A 17,321-nucleotide genomic window follows, 5' to 3' on the forward strand; every position below is an offset into this window, starting at 1 on the left:
AGAATCACCATGGCCTCTCGCCCGCACCTCCTTGATGCCCTGCGCGACCGCGTCCTGCTCTGCGACGGCGGGATGGGCAGCCGCGTCCAGGCGCTGACGCTCGATATCGTCAAGGACTTCTGGGACAAGGAGAACTGCACCGAGGTGCTGAGCCTCTCCCGCCCCGAACTGATCCGCGAGATCCATCGCGGCTATTTCGAAGCGGGCGCCGACATGGTGCTGACCAACACCTTCGGCGGCAGCCCGATCACGCTCGAGGAATTCGAGCTTGGCAGCCGCGCCTTCGAGATCAACAAGCTCGGCGTGGAGCTGGCGCGCGAGGCGGCGGAGAGCTTCGCCGATGGCCGCCACCGCTGGGTGGTGGGCGACATCGGGCCTGGCACCAAGCTGCCGAGCCTCGGCCACATCACCTATGACGCGCTGGAAGAGGCGCTGACCGAACAGTGCCTCGGCCTGATCGCGGGCGGCTGCGACGCGATCCTGACCGAGACGAACCAGGACACGCTCTACATCAAGGCCGCCGTGAACGCGGCGAAGATCGCCAAGGCCAAGACCAAGAGCGACATCCCCATCTTCGTGCAGGTGACGGTGGAGACCACTGGCACGCTGCTGGTCGGCCCCGACATCGCCGCCGCCGCGGCCGTCGTGCATTCGCTGGACGTGCCGCTGCTGGGCCTCAACTGCGCCTCCGGCCCGCAGGAGATGGCGGAGCATCTGCGCTGGCTCAGCCAGAACTGGCCCGGCCTGCTCAGCGTGCAGCCCAATGCCGGCCTGCCGGAGCTGGTGGATGGCAAGACGCATTACCCGCTGGGCGCCGAGGAGATGGCGGTCTGGATGGAGCGCTTCGTGGTCGAGGACGGCTTCAACCTGATCGGCGGCTGCTGCGGCACCTCCACGCCCCATATCGCAGCCCAGGACGCGATGCTGCGCCGCCTGGGCGGCGACAAGCACCGGCCCACGCCGGTGCGCCGCAAGTTCCATTGGGTGCCCTCCGTCGCCTCGCTCTATTCGGCGACGGCGCTGCGGCAGGAGAATTCCTATTTCTCCATCGGGGAGCGTTGCAACGCCAATGGGTCCAAGGCCTGGCGCATCGCGCAGGAGGCCAATGACTGGGACAGCTGCCTCGCCATCGGCCGCGAGCAGGTGGCGGAGGGCTCCAACAGCCTCGACATCTGCACCGCCTTCGTCGGCCGCGACGAAATGCGCGAGATGAGCGAGGTGATCACGCGCTTCACCGCCAGCGTGAACAGCCCGCTCGTCATCGACAGCACCGAGACCAATGTCATCGAGGCCTCGCTCAAGCTGCATGGCGGCAAGCCCATCATCAACTCGATCAATTTCGAGGAAGGCGAGGGTGCGGCGCATGACCGCATGAAGCTCGCCAAGAAGTTCGGCGCGGCGGTCATCGCGCTGACGATTGACGAAGTGGGCATGGCGAAGACCGCCGAGGACAAGCTCCGCATCGCCGAGCGCCTGGTGGATTTCGCCTGCAACAAGTATGGCCTGCCGCAGTCCGACCTGATGATCGACCCGCTGACCTTCACGATCGCGACGGGCAACGAGGATGACCGCAAGCTCGGCCAGTGGACGCTGGAGGGCATCCGCATGATCCGGGACAAGTTCCCGGATATCCAGATCATCCTGGGCCTCTCCAACATCTCCTTCGGCCTGAACCCGGCAGCGCGCCATGTGCTGAATTCGGTGTTCCTGGACCACGCCGTGAAGGCGGGCATGACGGGCGCCATCGTGCACGTCAGCAAGATCAAGCCGCTGCACAAGATCCCGGCCGAGGAGGTGAAGGTCATGGAAGACCTCATCTTCGACCGCCGCGAGGAAGGCTATGACCCGCTGCAGAAGGTGCTGGAGATGTTCTCCGGCCGGAAGGCGGCGGACAATGTGGCGAAGGTCAAGGCCGCGACCGTCCAGGGCCGCCTCAAGGACCGCATCGTGGATGGCGACCGCAAGGGCCTCGACGACGAACTCGCCGCCGCCATGGCCGAGGGCATGAAGCCGCTCGACATCATCAACGACGTGCTGCTGGACGGCATGAAGGTGGTGGGCGACCTGTTCGGCGCCGGCAAGATGCAGCTGCCCTTCGTGCTGCAGAGCGCGGAGACGATGAAGGCCGCCGTCGCCTATCTCGAGCCCTTCATGGAGCGCGTCGAAGGTCAGGAGAAGGGCACCATCGTGCTCGGCACCGTGCGTGGCGACGTGCACGACATCGGCAAGAACCTGGTGGACATCATCCTGACGAACAACGGCTACAAGGTCGTGAACCTCGGCATCAAGGTGCCGTTGAACGACATCGTCGCCGCCGCGAAGGAGCACAAGGCCAACGCCATCGGCATGTCCGGCCTGCTGGTGAAGTCCACCGTGGTGATGCGCGAGAACCTGGAGGAGATGTCCCGCCAGGGCATCGACATCCCGGTGCTGCTCGGCGGCGCGGCGCTGACCCGCAACTATGTCGAGGAGGACTGCGTCCAGGCCTATGCCTGCGGCAAGGTCGTCTATGCGCGCGACGCCTTCGACGGCCTGCACCTGATGGACAAGGTGATGGGCAACGACTTCGAGGGCTATCTCGGCGCCATCCAGGCCAAGCGCGCCGGCAAGTCGCGCAACGAGAAGCGCACCCTCGGCACCGCCGATCCGCGCGGCTTCGCGCCGGTGGACGTGGCCTATGCCCAGAAGCGCCGCCGGCGCGAGACGGCCGGCCTGCCGACCCCCGTGCCGCCCTTCTGGGGTGCCAAGATCATCGAGACCGACCCCAAGGCGCTGGTGCCCTTCATCAACGAGCGCAGCCTCTACCAGTTCCAGTGGGGCTTCCGGAAAGCCGGCCGCAGCCTGGAGGATTTCCTGGGCTGGGCGAAGCAGGAGCTGCGCCCCGTGCTGAAGCGCATGCTGGCGCTGACGCAGGAGCAGAATATCCTCAAGCCGCAGGCCATCTACGGCTACTGGAAATGCGCGGGCCAGGGCAATGACCTGATCCTCTTCGCCGAGGATGGCACGACCGAGGTCGCGCGCTTCAACATGCCGCGCCAGCCCAAGGAGGATGGCGACTGCATCGCCGATTTCGTGCGCGACGTGGATGATGCCGAGCGCGACGTGATTGGCCTGCAGGTCGTCACCGTGGGCCAGAAGGCCTCCGACATGGCGCGCGAGTGGTTCGAGGACAACCGCTACCAGGACTACCTCTACCTGCACGGCCTTTCGGTCGAGATGGCGGAAGCGCTGGCGGAGGTCACCCACAAGCGCATCCGCGCCGAGCTCGGCTTCGCCGGCGAGGATGACCGTGACATCGAGAAGATGCTGAGCCAGGGCTATCGTGGCGGCCGCTACTCCTTCGGCTATCCCGCCTGCCCCAAGCTCGAGGACCAGGCGCCGCTGCTGGAACTGCTGGATGCGAAGCGCATCGGCGTGGACATCAGCGACGAATGGCAGTTGCACCCCGAGCAGAGCACCAGCGCCATCGTGCTGCACCACCCGCGCGCCAAATACTTCTCGGTCTGAGGGTGCGCGCCGCCCTCGCCCTCGCCTGCGCCCTGCCGCTGCTGGGCTGCGGGCTGGGCGAGCGCCGGGTTACCGATGTGGGCGACAGCTTCTGCGCCAGCCGGCTGCGCGCTTCCGTCGCGCATCTGCCGGCCCCGGCGCCGGGCGAGGCGGAGCGGCTGTTGGCCGCGGGCTTCAGCGCCGAGGCGATCGAAACCGCCGAGGCCATCGGTGTGCTGGGCCGCATGCAGGCGCTGGCCGAGACCGAGCGGCGGCCGGGCAATGGCGTGCCCGTCATCCTGGCGCGCCAGGCGGTGACGGACCGCGTCCTGCTCGCGCTGCTCGACGTGCAGGCGACGCTCGCCACCATCGACTGCGAGGGCGAGCGCGCGGACCAGCTGCGGGGCCAGCTCCAGCGCAACGAGGCGCGGCGCGCGCGCAACCTCGGGCTGGCCGGCATCCTCATCGGCGCCAGCACGGCGGCGCTGACCGGCGGCCTCTCCCTCGCCGGCTCGACGGCGGCGGGCGACACTGCCGGCATCATCGGCGGCGCGAGCGAGGCGGGGGTGGCGAGCCTGCTGCTCTTCGGCAGCGGCAGCGGCATGTTGCGCACCCGCGCCAACCTGCTGGCCGAGATCTACCGGCAGCCGGCCCAGTCCAGCCTCTTTCCCCCGATCGTCTGGCGCTACCTGACGCGGCGCGATGCGCCGGGCGAGACGAACATCGCCGAGGAGATCGTCGCCGAATGGCGCGGCGCCGGCCTGCTGGAGGAGGCGGAGGCGGATGATCCCCTGTTCCGCCCCGAGGCGCGCCTCACCATTGACGAGCTGGAACGGCGCGACGCCATGCTGGACCTGACCGAGGCGCGGATCGCGCTGATGAGCCGCGACCTCCGGCAATTGCTGGAGGAGGTCACCTCCCGCCCGGTTCCCACCCGCGCCCGCCGCCCGTGAGGGGCGAGAAATCCGGTGGGCTTCCATGCGAGTGTCATGCTTCGCGGGCTGGCGGGAATGGGCTAGACCAGGGCCTTCCGCCGCTGCGAAGAGGTAGAGCTTGACCCGCGCCGTTTCCCTGGCGGCCGGCAGTGTTGCCGTGGCCCTCGCCGTGCTGGCGATGAAGCTGGTCGCCTGGTGGCTGACCGGCAGCGTGGCGCTGTTCGCCGACGCGCTGGAGAGCGTGGTGAATGTGGCCGCCGCCGCCGCCGCGCTGGTGGCGGTGCATTACGCCGCCCAGCCCGCGGATGCGAACCACCCCTATGGCCATGACAAGGCCGAGTATTTCTCGGCCGTGCTGGAAGGCGCGCTGATCCTCGTCGCCGCCTTCATCATCCTGCATGAGTGCTGGCAGGTCTGGCAGGCGCCCCGCACGCCCGAGCTCAGCCTCATCGCCTTCGCCGTGGCGGCGACCGCGACGGCGGTGAACGCTGCCTGGTGCGCCGTGCTGTTCAAGCAGGGCAAGCGCCTGCGCTCACCTGCGCTGCTGGCCGATGCGCGGCATCTGCTGGCCGATGTGGTCACCTCCATCGGCGTGCTGCTGGGCGTGGCCCTCGCGCTCGCCTCCGGCCTGCTCTGGCTTGATCCGCTGCTGGCCGCCCTCACCGCCGTGAACATCCTGTTCAGCGGCGCCCGGCTGGTGCGCGAGAGCGTGGGCGGGCTGATGGATGAGGCGCTGTCGCCGCAGATGCTGGCCCGCATCCGCGCCACGGTCGCCGCCGAGGCGGAAGGCGCGATCGAGGCGCATGACATCCGCTCCCGCCAGGCGGGCCGCTCCACCTTCATCGAATTCCACCTGGTGGTGCCCGGCGACATGCGCGTGGTCGAGGCGCATGCGATCTGCGACCGCGTGGAAGCGGCGCTGAAGGCCGAGCTGGGCAGCGCCATCATCACCATCCATGTGGAGCCGGACACCAAGGCGAAGCACAGCGGGGTGCTGGTCCTGTGACTCCGGGCGGGCGCTGGGCGGCGCCGGAGCGGGGCGCGAGCATCTCCCGCGCCGCGCTGCTTTCGCTCCTGCTGCACGGCGCCGCCCTGGCCGCCCTGGTCGGGTGGATTGATCGCGCCCCCAAGACGGAGCCCGCGCCCGAGCGTGGCGTGGAGATCGTCTGGGACCAGGACAGCTCCGAGGCGGTGAGCGAGCCGGACGAGCCCGCCGCCCCCGGTGCGCCGCCCGATCCGGCACCGCCCCCGGTGGCCGAGGCGCCGCCGCCCGCGCCGCCGCCGCCCGTCGCCCCGCCCCCGTCTTTGCTGGCCCAGGCCCCGCCACCTCCGCCGCAGCCCTTCAGCCTGCCGCCGCTGGAGCTGCCCGCACCCGATCTCTCCGTCGCTCCGCCGCAGGAGGCGCCGAGCGTGGCGCCGCCCGCGCCCGAACCGCCGCCGCCCGCTCCGGAGCCGCCCCCGCTCGAGCCGCCTCCCCCAGCGCCGGAGCCACCGCCGCCCGAACCGCCGCGCCCGGAACCCCCGCCGCCGGAACCCCGCCCGCCGGAGCCTCGGCCCGAGCCCGCGCGACAGCCGCCGCGCCCGCGCCCCACACCACCCGCGCGGCCGGCCCCGCGCAACCAGCCCCCGGCCGAAGCCGGGCGCGGCGGCGAGGAGCCGGCCGCGCAACAGGCAGCAGGCGTGGGCCGCGCCACCGGCGCCGTCGTCCCGCCCGGCCCGGATGCGCGCTACAACAACGCCGCCCCCAGCTATCCGGAGGCGGCGCGGCTGCGGGGCGAGCAGGGAACGGTCGGCCTGGAATTGGCGGTCGGCACGGATGGCCGCGTCATCACCGTCACGGTGGCGCGCAGCTCAGGCTCGCCCATGCTCGATGCGGCGGCGCGGCGCGCGGTGCAGGAATGGCGCTTCCGTCCCGCCATGCGCGATGGCGAGCCGGTGCCCGGCACCATCCGCACCTCGGTGCATTTCCGACTGCAATAGGCGCCCGCGCGGCGTCAGAAATCGATACCGCGCTGCGCCTTGATGCCGGCCTGGAAGGGATGCTTCACCTCGCGCATCTCGGTGACGAGGTCGGCCATCTCCATGATCTCTGGCTTCGCGTTGCGCCCGGTGAGGATGACGCTGGTGCGCTGTGCCCGGCCCTCCAGCGCGGCCAGCACCGCCGGCACCGTCAGGAAGCCGAATTGCAGCGCGATGTTGATCTCGTCCAGCACGACCAGGTCATGCGCGCCGCTCGCCAGCATCTCCGCGGCGGCCGCGAGCGCGGCCTCGGCCGTCTTCGTGTCGCGCGCCAGGTTCTGCGTGTCCCAGGTGAAGCCCTCGCCCATGGTGCGCCAGGTGACCTGGCCGCCCAGCTTGTCGAAGAACTGCTTCTCGCCCGTCGGCCAGTCGCCCTTGATGAACTGCACCACGCCCACGCTGTGGCCCCAGCCCAGCGCGCGGATGATCACGCCGAAGGCCGAGCTGGACTTGCCCTTGCCATCCCCGGTGTGGACCAGGACGAGGCCGCGGCCCGGGTCCCGCGCCTCGGTGATCTTGCGGCGCTGCTCGGCCTTCAGGGCCTCCATTTCCGCCTTGTGGCTCTCGTCATCCGGCATGGTGTTCTCCTTTGGCGGTCAGATGGTCACGAACTCGCCGAAGGCGAGGGCGGGCGGCCAATCCTCGGCGCGCGGGCCGGTGGCGAGGGCCGCCTTGATCACGCCGGCATGGGTGACGAGCAGCGCGTGTCCCGCGCGGGCGCGATGATCCACCAGCGCCGCTCGCGTGCGCGCCTGGAGCTGCGCCACGCTCTCGCCACCATGCGGCCGGGCATGCAGGAAATCGGCGGCCCATTCGTCCAGCTCCGCACGCGGGATGTCGTTCCACGCCACGCCTTCCCAGGCGCCGAAATCCATCTCCATCAGGCGCGGATCGGCGAGGACGGGCAGGCCGCGCGCCTCGCCGATCGCCTCGGCCAGCAGGCGGCAGCGGCGCAGCGGGCTGGTGGCGATGGCACTGGCTGGCGGCAGCCGCGCCAGCAGCGCGTCCAGCGCGGCCGCGGGCGCCTCGGCAAGATCGAGGTCGGTGACACCGTAGCAGATGCCCGGAGCCACCACCGGCCGCAAATGCCGCAGCAGCGTCAGAGCCATGCCAGCAGGCCCAGGTAGAAGCCGAGCTCGCTGCCCTGCTGCACGGCGCCCAGGCAATCCCCGGTATAGCCGCCCAGTTTGCGCTCGAAGACGCGGCGGATGCCCCAATGCCCCAGCGCCAGCCCGAGCAGGCCGAGCAGCGCCGGCACGGGGCCGAGTCCGAGCGCCAGCCCGAGCCACAGCACCAGCGCGGTGCCGGTGGCGATGACCAGGCTCTCGCGGCTCAGGCCGTCGGCCACCGGCTTTCCGGTGCCGTGGTCCCGTACATAGGCGCTGGTGGCGATGACCAGCACGGAGGAGAAGCGGCTGAGGCCATGCCCCAGGATGAGCGCCAGGATCACCACACTGGGCGGCATCGCCGCCAGCAGCGCGACCTTCAGGCCGAGTGCCAGCACCAGCGCTGCCGTCCCGTAGGTGCCGAGGCGGCTGTCCTTCATGATCTCCAGCGCGCGCTCGCGCGTCAGCCCGCCGCCCACGCCGTCGAACATGTCGGCCAGGCCGTCCTCGTGGAAGGCGCCGGTCAGCAGCAGGCTGGCGGCGAGCGAGAGCAGCAAGGCCACCAGCGGCGGCCAGGCCAGCAGCGCCAGCGCATAGACCAGTGCGACCAGCGCGCCGATCAGGACCCCCACCAGGGGGTGGTAGCGCGTGGAGGCCGTCAGCCGCTCTGGCGTGAAGCCCGCGCTGGCCGGCACCGGCAGCCGGGTGAGGAACTGCACGGCGAGCAGCAGGATCGCGAACTGTTCCCTCATGCGGGCCCGCTCACCGCGGCACTCTCGAAGCTCGCCATCTCGTTCAGCATGGCCGCGGCGGCGCGCAGCAGCGGCCAGGCCAGCAGCGCGCCCGAGCCCTCGCCGAGGCGCAGCCCGAGATCGAGCAGCGGTTCGGCCCCGAGTGCGGCCAGCAGCGCGGCATGGCCGTGCTCGGCCGAGCGATGGGCGAAGACGAGGTTGCCGCGAAGGCCCGGCTCCAGCGCAAGCGCCATCAGCGCGGCGGCACCCGCGATGAAGCCATCCACCAGGACGAGGCGCCGCGCATCCGCCGCGCCCAGCATGGCGCCCGCCATCGCCGCGATCTCGAAGCCACCATATTCGGCCAGCGCCTCGGCCGGGGCGAGCCGGGGCGCGGTGCGGGCGGCCGCCGCCTCCAGCACGGCCTGCTTGCGCGCAAGGCCGGCCGCATCCACCCCCGTGCCGCGCCCGATGAAGCCCGCCACGGGCTGGCCGGTGAGCTTCGCCGCCAGCAGCGCGGCGGCGGAGGTGTTGCCGATGCCCATCTCGCCCAGGCAGAGCGCGTCGAAATCGCCCTCCCGTGCCAGTTCGCGGCCCGCGGCCAGGGCGGCGTCGCGCCCGGCATGCGTCATGGCCGGGCTGTGCCGGGCATTGGCCGTGCCGGGGCCGATGCGCCGCGCCACCAGCCGCGCATCCGTGATCGGCGGGCCGGCCACGCCGCAATCCACCACCGTGACCGGCATGCCCGCCTGCCGCGCGAAGACATTGGCCGCCGCCCCGCCGGCGAGGAAGTTCAGCACCATCTGCCGCGTCACCTCGGGCGGATAGGCCGAGACGCCCTCCGCCGCGATGCCATGGTCGGCCGCGAAGAGGATCAGCCGGCAGCTCTCCATGCGGGGCGCGAGGCTGTGCTGCGCGCGGGCGATCTGCGCTGCCAGCGTCTCGATCCGGCCCAGCGCGCCGAGCGGCTTGGTCTTGCCGTCGATCTTCGCGCGAAGCGCGGCCTCGAATTCCTGCGTGGGCATCATGCGCGACGTTGAAGTCGGTCCCGCCCAGGTTGTCCAGCTATGCCGCTCCAGGGCGGTCCCGCGTTCCGCTCCGCGGCGGGCCAGCTTGGGCGCTTGGCGAAACCCTGCTATCCGCCCCGCCATGCGCGCACTCCAGCTCCTTGCCGACCGCGACCTCCGCCTGGTCGAGATCCCGCCCCCGCCGCCGCCCGGCCCGGGCGAGGTCCAGCTCGCCATGCGGGCGGTGGCGCTGAACCACATCGACGTCTGGGGCTGGCGCGGCATGGCCTTCGCCAAGCGCGAGCTTCCCATCAGCGTCGGCGCCGAGGGCGTGGGCGAAATCGTCGCCCTGGGCGAGGGCGTGACGGGCTTCACCCCGGGCCGCCTCGCCGTGCCCTATGGCGGGCTGACCTGCGGCACCTGCAAGGAGTGCCTGCGCGGGCGTGACAACCTCTGTGAGAACATCGCCGGCATCCGCGGCTTCCATGTGGATGGCTTCGCACGCGGCCTGATCAACATCCCCGCGCGGCAATGCGTGCCGGTGCCGGCCGGCGTCGCCGTCGAGGACGCGGCCTGCGCGGGCATCACCTTCTCCACCGTGCAGCACATGCTGTTCGACAACGCGAAGCTGGAGCCGGGCGAGACGGTGCTGGTGCATGCGGCGGGCTCGGGCATCGGCACCGTCGCGGTGCGCATGGCCAAGGCCATCGGCTGCACCGTGATCGGCACGGTGGGCGATGAGTTCAAGGCGGCCAAGGCCCGCGCCGAGGGCGTGGACCACGTGGTCAACTACAACACCGACCGCTTCGAGAGCGTGGCGCGCCGCGTCACCGGCAAGCGCGGCGTGGATGTGGTGTTCGAGCATGTGGGTGCGGCCACCTGGGCCGGTTCGCTGCTCTCGATGAAGATGGGCGGGCGGCTTGTCACCTGCGGCAGCACCAGCGGCGTCTCGGCCGAGACGAACCTGATGATGATCTTCCAGCGCCAGCTGAAGATCCAGGGCAGCTTCGGCGCCACGCTGCGCAACATCGCGGAAGGCGTGGAGAAGATGGCGCAGGGCATCCGCCCCGTGCTCGACACCGTGCTGCCCATCGAACGCTTCGAGGAAGGCCTGGCCCGCCTTGAAGCGCGGAACGTCTACGGGAAGATCGTCATCAAGCTGTGAAGCGGTTGCAGCGCATCGGGGAATGGCTGGTCGCCTGGCTCGCGCGCCGGGTGTTCGGCCTGCTGCGTCTTCTGGGCCCGGACCGCGCCTCCAATCTCGGCGCCTGGATTTCCCCGCGGGTGGGACGCTTCCTGCCGCATCATCGCCACGCGATGGAAAACCTCCGCCTCGCCTTCCCCGAGAAGAGCGAGGCCGAGCGCCAGGCGATCGCGCTGGAATCCTGGGCCAATCTCGGTCGCACCGTCTGCGAGTATCCGCATCTGGATGTGCTCTATGACGGCGACGGCAAGCGCGTGGAGTCCGAACAGGCGACGAAGGACCGCTTCGCCGCGATCCGCGAGGGCGGGCGGCCGGTCCTGATCTTCGGCGCGCATCTGGCGAACTGGGAATTGCCCGCGGTGATCGCGCATGCCTTCGGGCAGCGCGCGGCGCTGCTCTACCGCACGCCGAACAACCCCTATATCGCGGCCGACATCGTGAAGATGCGCGAGCCCATCATGGGCGAACTGATCCCGACCGGCATCTCGGCGCCGATCCGCATGACCCAGGCGGTGGATGAGGGGATCAATCTCGGCATGCTGGTGGACCAGCGCTTCGGCCGCGGGCCGCGCGTCCCCTTCTTCGGCCACCCCGTCGCGGCCAATCCCTTCATCGCGCGGCTGGCGCGGCGCTTCGAGGCGCCGGTACATGGCATGCGCGCGATTCGCCTGCCGAACAACCGCTTTCGCCTGGACCTGACCGCGCCGCTCGACCTGCCGCGCGACGCGTCCGGCAAGATCGACGTCGAAGCGGCGACGGCGATGATCAACCGCGTGATCGAGGAGTGGGTGCGGGAGCATCCAGGCCAGTGGCTCTGGATGCACCGCCGCTGGCGGCCCTGACCCGCGGGGTCAGGGCCCTGACGCTTACGCCGCGGTCTTGATCGCGACCTTCTTCACGCTCTCATCCACCGCACCCGCGAAGCTCTCGAAGTTCTGCTCGAAGAGCGAGACGAGGTTCTTCGCCGTCGCGTCATAGGCGGCCTTGTCGGCCCAGCTGTCGCGCGGGTTCAGCACATTCGCCGGGATGCCGGGGACGCTCTTCGGGATCATCAGGCCGAAGAACGGATCCTGCACGAACTCGACCTTGGCGAGCGAACCATCCAGCGCCGCGCGCAGCAGGGCGCGGGTGTGCTGGATGCTCATCCGCTGGCCCGTGCCATAGGCGCCGCCGGTCCAGCCGGTGTTCACCAGCCAGCAATCGGCGCCGTGCTTGGCGATCAGCTCGCTCAGCATCTTGCCGTAGACTTCCGGATGGCGCGGCAGGAAGGGCGCGCCGAAGCAGGTGGAGAAGGTCGCCTGCGGCTCCTTGCCCATGCCCTTCTCGGTGCCGGCGACGCGCGCGGTATAGCCCGAGAGGAAATGGTACATCGCCTGGGCAGGCGAGAGCTTGGAGATGGGCGGCAGCACGCCGAAGGCATCGGCCGTCAGCATCACCACATTCTTCGGCAGGCCCGCCTTGCCCGTGATCGTGACGTTCGGGATGAACTCGATCGGATAGCAGGAGCGCGTGTTCTCGGTGTAGCGGTTGTCGTCCAGGTCGAGGCGGCCATGCTCGTCGGCCACCACGTTTTCCAGCACGGCGCCGAAGCGATGGGAGGCGTCCCAGATCTGCGGCTCCGCCTCGCGGCTCAGCTTGATGACCTTGGCGTAGCAGCCGCCCTCGAAGTTGAAGACGCCGGCATCGGACCAGCCATGCTCGTCATCGCCGATCAGGCTGCGCTCGGGATCGCTGCTGAGCGTGGTCTTGCCGGTGCCGGAGAGGCCGAAGAACAGGGCGACGTCGCCCGTCTTGCCGACATTGGCGCTGCAATGCATGGGCAGCACGCCCTTGGCCGGCAGCAGCCAGTTCATGACGGTGAAGATGCTTTTCTTGATCTCGCCCGCGTAGCTGGTGCCGGCGATCAGGATGGTCTTCTGCGCGAAGCTGAGCGCGATGCAGGTGCTCGTGCGGCAGCCATCCACGGCGGGGTCCGCTTCGTATTCCGGCGCGTGCAGGATGGTGAAGTCCGGCGTGAAGGAAGCGAGGTCCTCCGCCGGTGGGCGGATGAACATGTTGCGCGCGAACATCGCGTGCCAGGCATTGGTGGTGACCAGGCGCACGCGGATGCGATGCGCCGGGTCCGCGCCCGCGTAGAGATCCTGCGTGAAGAGGATGGGGCGCGCGCCGAGCCAGCCGCGCACCTTGGCGGCCAGGCCCTGGAACTTCGCCGGCTCCATCTTCTTGTTGACCTTGCCCCACCAGATCTCGTTCGTGACCTCCGCATCGTCCACCACGAACTTGTCCTGCACCGAGCGGCCGGTGTGCACGCCCGTGATGGCGATGAAGGCGCCATCGGCGGAGAGACGACCCTCGCCGCGGGACAGGGCATGCTGCACCAGCAGGGGCGCCGTGAGGTTGGCGTGCACCGGGTTGCTGGAGGTGACGCCGGTCCCGGCGAGGGCGGTTGCGGTCATGCGGAATGTCCCTGTTTCGAGCAAAAAGCCGTGACCGTTTCCATGTCCCGGCGGTGTTGGTTCACTCGGGGGCATTTCGATGACAGTCGAGGCGGAATTACGGCGTGCGGGCGGCCCTGGTCAATGCCGCCAAACGGTTCAAATCCAAAGGATTCATGAATTCCGATATTGCTGCGATGCAGCAAGTGCCGCGCGCGCCGCGCGTGCTGACCGGACCAATTCCTGGCGCACGCCATCGGCGTCGGCGACGGGTGCCGCGAAGGTGAGGCGCAGCACCGTCTCCCCTGCCGCGATGTCCAGCCCGTCCACATCCACGGCGGAGAGGCGCCATGCCTCCGGCGCGGCGCCGAGCAGCCCGGTGGCGATGGCTTCCACGGCGTCGGCATGGTCGGCATTCACATGGGCCATGATGTCGCCCTCCGCCTCCGCGATGGCGGCGACCGCCGCGGCGTCGGGCAGGAGCTGCGCCACGCGCAGCCGCGTGGCCCGCGCGAAGCCGCCCACCATGAGCGCGCCGAGCGGGTTGATCCGCCACAGCCCGAAATCCCCGAATTCCGCATAGAGCGCCGCATAGGGGTGGCGCGCCAGCCAGCGCGCCTTCAGCGCCGCATCGGTGATCTGCTCCGCCATGCCGGTCAGCGTGACGCGGGGCGCGGTCTGCGGATTGGCCCCTTCGGCCGCCCCGGTGAAGAGCAGCGCGCAGCGCGGATCGCGCTGCAGGTGGCGCGTGTGCTCGGAGAGCGAGGAGAGCCAGAGCAGCGGCGCGAGGTCAGGCGCCGGGGCCGGCGTCACCAGGCTCGCGAAGGGTTGGCCGTCCTGCTGCGTGGCCAGTGTGGCCGCGGCGGCGGCGCGGATGATGCGGCGGGCTTCGAAGCCGGGAACCTCTGTCATGGCCTGGAGAATGGGCATGGCGGGCGGTCCTGTCATCCCGCGGCCGGCAGCGCGTGCGATCTTGCGCGGCCGGCGATTTAGGGCGCAGAGTCATGTACCAGCCGGTGCGAAGAATCCCACGCACGGCAACCTTTTGATGATTGCGGAGGAGACCGCCCATGTCCGAGCCACAGCACCGCGCCGCCGCGCTGGGCGCTCTTCTCGGGGTCGCGCTGCTCTCCTCGGCCGCCATGGCGCAGACCGTGCCCGACGCGAATGATCCGGGCTGGCGCTTCTCGCTCACGCCCTATCTCTGGCTGCCGACGCTGGGCGGCGAGCTGCGCTACGGCCCGCGCGAGCGTGGCACCGCCTATGTGGACGTGGATCCGCAGAGCATCGTGGACACGCTGAAATTCGGCATCACCTTCGGCGCCGAGGCGCGCTACGGCCGCTTCACCCTGGCGACGGACCTGCTCTACCTGAACCTCGGCAACCAGACGAGCTGGGTGCGGAACGTGGATTTCCCGGATGGCCGCGTCCAGGCCTCGGCCAATCTGGGCACGCAGAGCTCGCTGAGCACCACGCTCTGGACGCTGGCGCCGGGCTATACCCTGGCCGAGGGCGCCTGGGGCAATGTGGACATCCAGGCCGGTTTCCGCCTGCTCGCCGTCAGCGCGCGCACCAATGTGCAGCTGGCGACCGATGTGGTCAGCCCGCGCACGGGCGAGGTCTTCGCCCGCGCCGGCCGACTGAGCGCGAGCGACCAGCTCTGGGACGGCATCGTCGGCCTGCGTGGCCGCTTCAACCTTGGCCATGGCTTCTACATCCCCTACGCGGCTGATGTCGGCGCCGGTGGCTCCACCACGACCTGGCAGGTGCAGGGCGGCCTTGGCTATTCCACAGGCTGGGCCGGGGTCGTCGCGGGCTATCGCTACCTGTCCTACACGGCCAGCGGCAATGCGCTGATCCGCGACCTGCACATGGGCGGGCCCTTCATCGCGCTGAACATGAAGTTCTGACCGCCCGGCTTGATCCGGATCATGGCGGCCCTGCGCGTGCCGCCCAGGATGCCCGCTCGGTCGGGAGGGAGTGTTCCGGATGACGCAGCCGCCAGGGGAAGGGCACGCCACGCCCGCGGAACGCGCCAGCGCCGGCAAGCTCCTCCGGGCTCGGGTTCCGCGCCGCTCCCACGCCATCTGGAAGCCGCGCGGCCGGCGCGAGGACGCCATCGCCCTCCTCCGCGCCGGGGACAAGGAGCGCGTCCCGGAACTGGTGCCCATCCGCTATGGGCGGATGCTGCGAACGCCCTTCACCTTCTTCCGCGGCTCGGCCGCGATCATGGCGCGGGACCTCGCCGCCGCGCCCGCCACGGGCCTCCGTGTCCAGGCCTGCGGGGACGCGCATCTGATGAATTTCGGCGGCTTTGCGACCCCTGAGCGGCGCCTCGTCTTCGACATCAACGACCTGGACGAGACGCTGCCCGCCCCCTGGGAGTGGGATGTGAAGCGCCTCGCCGCCTCCTTCGTGCTGGCCGCGCGGTCCAACGGCCTCTCCGACCATGTGGGGCGGGAGGCCGCGATGGCCTGCGCCACCGCCTACCGCAAGCGCATGCGCGACTACGCCACGATGGACGTGCTCGACATCTGGTATGCCCGGATCGATGCCGATGACGTGCTGGACATGCTGCCGGACGAGCGGCGCGCGACACTGGAACGGCGCATCGCCAAGGTCACCGGCACCAGCGGCTCCGAACTCCTCTTCCCCAAGCTGGTGGAGCAGGGCGATGGCCCGCCGCGCATCCGCGACCAGCCGCCCCTGCTCTACCACTGGACGCCCCGCGGCGGCGCGCGCCTGATGGAGGTGATCAGCGAGGCGATGCTGCTCTATCGCGAGACGCTGGCCGAGGACCGGCGCGTCCTCTTCGACCGCTACCGGCTCGCGGATGGCGCCATGAAGGTCGTCGGCATCGGCAGTGTGGGCACCTTCTGCGCCGTGCTGCTTTTCACCTCGATCGCGGGGAAGCCGCTCTTCCTGCAGGTCAAGCAGGCCAACGCCTCGGTGCTGGAGCCCTATGCCGGCGCCAGCGTCCATATGCATCACGGCCAGCGCGTGGTGATGGGCCAGCGCCTGATGCAGCCCGCCTCCGACATCTTCCTGGGCTGGGTGACGACGCGGGGCGGGAGCCAGCTGTACGTGCGCCAGCTGCGTGACGCGAAGCTCAGCCCCGTGGTGGAAAGCTTCGACGCCGAGATGCTGGAGATCTATGGCAGCTTGTGCGGCTGGGCCCTGGCCCGCGCCCATGCGAAGGCGGGCGACCCCTGGACCATCAGCGGCTATCTCGGCGGCAGCGCCGGGTTCGACGAGGCGATGGGCGAATTCGCCCTCGCCTACGCCGACCAGGCCGAGCGCGACCACGCGACGCTGAAGGCCGAGGTCCGCGCGGGGCGGATCGCGGTCGAGATGGAGCGCTAGGAGCCGAGCGTGTCCGGTGGAAACACCGGGCGCGTGAACCAGCCTCTCAGCCCATGGCGGGACAGTGACCGGCGCCCTTCGATCACGGTCCGGGCCCGCGCGGAGTTCGCAAGACGGATCAAGCGGCCTTGCGGCATAAGCGCCGCATGCCGACCACGACACGCACGCCCAAGACCCGGACCCTGGCCGACCACGCCGCGCGCATCGCGCGCGCCATGGCCCACCTCGCCGCCCATCCGGACCGCACCCCGAGCCTGGAGGAGCTGGCCGGCGTCGCCGCCTTCTCGCCCTGGCATTTCCATCGCGCCTATCGCTCCCTGACCGGCGAGACGCCGGCCGAGACGCTCACGCGCATCCGCCTCTCGCGCGCCGCGGCCGCGCTCATCAAGAGCGACGCGCCGATGGCGCGGGTCGCAGCCGCGGCGGGCTACGGCTCGACCGCTGCCTTCACCCGCGCCTTTCGCGAGGCGCTGGGCATCCCGCCCGGCGCCTATCGCCAGCGTGCCGCCATCGGCACCCCCATCCCGGAGGAGGACAGCATGCAGGACATCATCATCGTCGAGACGCCGCCGCTGCATCTGGCGGCGCTGCCGCATCGCGGCTCCTTCGACGCGATCGGCCCGGTCTTCGACCGGCTGAGCGCCTGGGCCGGCGCGCGCGGCCTGATCCAGGACGCCACGCGCTTCATCGGCATCTACCTCGATGACCCGCACAGCACGCCCGAGGCCGAGCTGCGCTCCAAGGCCGCGCTCACCGTGCCGCCGGGCACCCCGCTCGATCCGGGCATGGAGGCGGTGGAGCTGCCCGCGCTGCGCTGCGCCCGGCTGCGCTACCAGGGCCCCTATGCCGAGCTGGAGGCGATCTATGACCGGCTCTATGGCGAATGGCTGCCGCAGTCGGGCGAGGAACCGGGCGAGTTCCCGGTCCTCGAGGAATACCTGAATGACTGCCGCACCCTGCCGCCCGCCGAATGGCTGACCGACATCCTGCTGCCGCTGAAGCCACGCTGAAGGCGGAATTGCCCCAAGCCGGCCT

The 17,321-nt window shown here is 70.4% G+C and carries 15 protein-coding genes; 9 read left to right on the top strand and 6 right to left on the bottom strand.

Annotation, left to right across the window (positions count from 1 at the left end; genetic code table 11):
* The first annotated feature begins 9 nt into the window (after positions 1 to 9).
* From metH to R9Z33_RS01735, 4 genes are all read left to right on the top strand, one after another.
* Positions 10 to 3,507, top strand: coding sequence for a methionine synthase (gene metH, locus R9Z33_RS01720; RefSeq protein ID WP_318649576.1), 3,498 nt, complete (start codon positions 10 to 12; stop codon positions 3,505 to 3,507).
* 2 nt (positions 3,508 to 3,509) lie between these two features.
* The gene (locus tag R9Z33_RS01725) at positions 3,510 to 4,439 is read left to right on the top strand and encodes a hypothetical protein (protein WP_318649577.1); all 930 of its coding nucleotides are present in this window, start codon (positions 3,510 to 3,512) and stop codon (positions 4,437 to 4,439) included.
* A 100-nt stretch (positions 4,440 to 4,539) separates the two neighbouring features.
* Complete coding sequence (locus tag R9Z33_RS01730; protein WP_318649578.1) at positions 4,540 to 5,427, top strand: cation diffusion facilitator family transporter; 888 nt, start codon at positions 4,540 to 4,542, stop codon at positions 5,425 to 5,427.
* Complete coding sequence (locus R9Z33_RS01735) at positions 5,424 to 6,401, top strand: energy transducer TonB (protein ID WP_318649579.1); 978 nt, start codon at positions 5,424 to 5,426, stop codon at positions 6,399 to 6,401. The genes R9Z33_RS01730 and R9Z33_RS01735 overlap by 4 nt, the downstream gene beginning before the upstream one ends.
* Positions 6,402 to 6,415: 14 nt before the next feature.
* On the opposite strand, the gene cobO is transcribed toward R9Z33_RS01735, so the two are convergent.
* Genes cobO through cobT form a run of 4 tightly spaced genes read right to left on the bottom strand, consistent with a single transcriptional unit; the run spans position 6,416 to position 9,305 of the window.
* Positions 6,416 to 7,018, bottom strand: a complete 603-nt coding sequence (gene cobO, locus R9Z33_RS01740) for a cob(I)yrinic acid a,c-diamide adenosyltransferase (RefSeq protein ID WP_318649580.1) — start codon at positions 7,016 to 7,018, stop codon at positions 6,416 to 6,418.
* A gap of 18 nt (positions 7,019 to 7,036) precedes the next feature.
* Positions 7,037 to 7,549 (bottom strand): histidine phosphatase family protein, encoded by a 513-nt coding sequence (locus R9Z33_RS01745; protein WP_318649581.1) that lies wholly within the window; start codon positions 7,547 to 7,549, stop codon positions 7,037 to 7,039.
* Positions 7,540 to 8,298 (bottom strand): adenosylcobinamide-GDP ribazoletransferase, encoded by a 759-nt coding sequence (locus R9Z33_RS01750; RefSeq protein ID WP_318649582.1) that lies wholly within the window; start codon positions 8,296 to 8,298, stop codon positions 7,540 to 7,542. The genes R9Z33_RS01745 and R9Z33_RS01750 overlap by 10 nt, the downstream gene beginning before the upstream one ends.
* Positions 8,295 to 9,305 carry a nicotinate-nucleotide--dimethylbenzimidazole phosphoribosyltransferase gene (gene cobT, locus R9Z33_RS01755; RefSeq protein WP_318649583.1) on the bottom strand — a complete coding sequence of 337 codons (1,011 nt, stop codon included), beginning with the start codon at positions 9,303 to 9,305 and terminating at the stop codon, positions 8,295 to 8,297. The genes R9Z33_RS01750 and cobT overlap by 4 nt, the downstream gene beginning before the upstream one ends.
* 121 nt (positions 9,306 to 9,426) lie before the next feature.
* Here cobT and R9Z33_RS01760 point away from each other — a divergent pair, with 121 nt between their 5' ends.
* Both R9Z33_RS01760 and R9Z33_RS01765 read left to right on the top strand, forming a co-directional pair.
* Entirely contained in the window at positions 9,427 to 10,449 is a 1,023-nt protein-coding gene (locus R9Z33_RS01760) for a zinc-binding dehydrogenase (protein WP_318649584.1), read from the top strand.
* Positions 10,446 to 11,330: a lipid A biosynthesis lauroyl acyltransferase gene (locus R9Z33_RS01765; protein ID WP_404830639.1), complete on the top strand. Its 885-nt coding sequence runs from the start codon at positions 10,446 to 10,448 to the stop codon at positions 11,328 to 11,330. The genes R9Z33_RS01760 and R9Z33_RS01765 overlap by 4 nt, the downstream gene beginning before the upstream one ends.
* Before the next feature lie 24 nt (positions 11,331 to 11,354).
* Here R9Z33_RS01765 and R9Z33_RS01770 read toward each other — a convergent pair whose 3' ends face one another.
* Positions 11,355 to 12,944: a phosphoenolpyruvate carboxykinase gene (locus R9Z33_RS01770; protein WP_318649586.1), complete on the bottom strand. Its 1,590-nt coding sequence runs from the start codon at positions 12,942 to 12,944 to the stop codon at positions 11,355 to 11,357.
* A 153-nt stretch (positions 12,945 to 13,097) separates the two neighbouring features.
* Complete coding sequence (locus R9Z33_RS01775) at positions 13,098 to 13,835, bottom strand: HugZ family pyridoxamine 5'-phosphate oxidase (protein WP_318649587.1); 738 nt, start codon at positions 13,833 to 13,835, stop codon at positions 13,098 to 13,100.
* 158 nt (positions 13,836 to 13,993) lie between these two features.
* Here R9Z33_RS01775 and R9Z33_RS01780 point away from each other — a divergent pair, with 158 nt between their 5' ends.
* The 3 genes from R9Z33_RS01780 (at position 13,994) to R9Z33_RS01790 (ending at position 17,296) form a co-directional block, all read left to right on the top strand.
* On the top strand, positions 13,994 to 14,833 hold the full coding sequence (locus R9Z33_RS01780; RefSeq protein ID WP_318649588.1) for a hypothetical protein: 840 nt from the start codon (positions 13,994 to 13,996) through the stop codon (positions 14,831 to 14,833).
* 79 nt (positions 14,834 to 14,912) lie between these two features.
* Positions 14,913 to 16,286, top strand: coding sequence for a DUF2252 domain-containing protein (locus R9Z33_RS01785; RefSeq protein WP_318649589.1), 1,374 nt, complete (start codon positions 14,913 to 14,915; stop codon positions 16,284 to 16,286).
* Positions 16,287 to 16,432: 146 nt separating this feature from the next.
* On the top strand, positions 16,433 to 17,296 hold the full coding sequence (locus tag R9Z33_RS01790) for an AraC family transcriptional regulator (protein WP_318649590.1): 864 nt from the start codon (positions 16,433 to 16,435) through the stop codon (positions 17,294 to 17,296).
* Positions 17,297 to 17,321: the final 25 nt, after the last annotated feature.

This window comes from Sediminicoccus rosea, assembly GCF_033547095.1.
Lineage (GTDB): Bacteria > Pseudomonadota > Alphaproteobacteria > Acetobacterales > Acetobacteraceae > Roseococcus > Roseococcus rosea.

Coding starts and splice junctions, on each gene's coding strand:
- R9Z33_RS01745 (WP_318649581.1), bottom strand. CDS start 7,549: ATGGCTCTGACGCTGCTGCGGCATTTGCGGCCGGTGGTGGCTCCGGGC.
- R9Z33_RS01770 (WP_318649586.1), bottom strand. CDS start 12,944: ATGACCGCAACCGCCCTCGCCGGGACCGGCGTCACCTCCAGCAACCCG.
- cobO (WP_318649580.1), bottom strand. CDS start 7,018: ATGCCGGATGACGAGAGCCACAAGGCGGAAATGGAGGCCCTGAAGGCC.
- R9Z33_RS01750 (WP_318649582.1), bottom strand. CDS start 8,298: ATGAGGGAACAGTTCGCGATCCTGCTGCTCGCCGTGCAGTTCCTCACC.
- R9Z33_RS01760 (WP_318649584.1), top strand. CDS start 9,427: ATGCGCGCACTCCAGCTCCTTGCCGACCGCGACCTCCGCCTGGTCGAG.
- R9Z33_RS01780 (WP_318649588.1), top strand. CDS start 13,994: ATGTCCGAGCCACAGCACCGCGCCGCCGCGCTGGGCGCTCTTCTCGGG.
- metH (WP_318649576.1), top strand. CDS start 10: ATGGCCTCTCGCCCGCACCTCCTTGATGCCCTGCGCGACCGCGTCCTG.
- cobT (WP_318649583.1), bottom strand. CDS start 9,305: ATGATGCCCACGCAGGAATTCGAGGCCGCGCTTCGCGCGAAGATCGAC.
- R9Z33_RS01785 (WP_318649589.1), top strand. CDS start 14,913: ATGACGCAGCCGCCAGGGGAAGGGCACGCCACGCCCGCGGAACGCGCC.
- R9Z33_RS01775 (WP_318649587.1), bottom strand. CDS start 13,835: ATGACAGAGGTTCCCGGCTTCGAAGCCCGCCGCATCATCCGCGCCGCC.
- R9Z33_RS01790 (WP_318649590.1), top strand. CDS start 16,433: ATGCCGACCACGACACGCACGCCCAAGACCCGGACCCTGGCCGACCAC.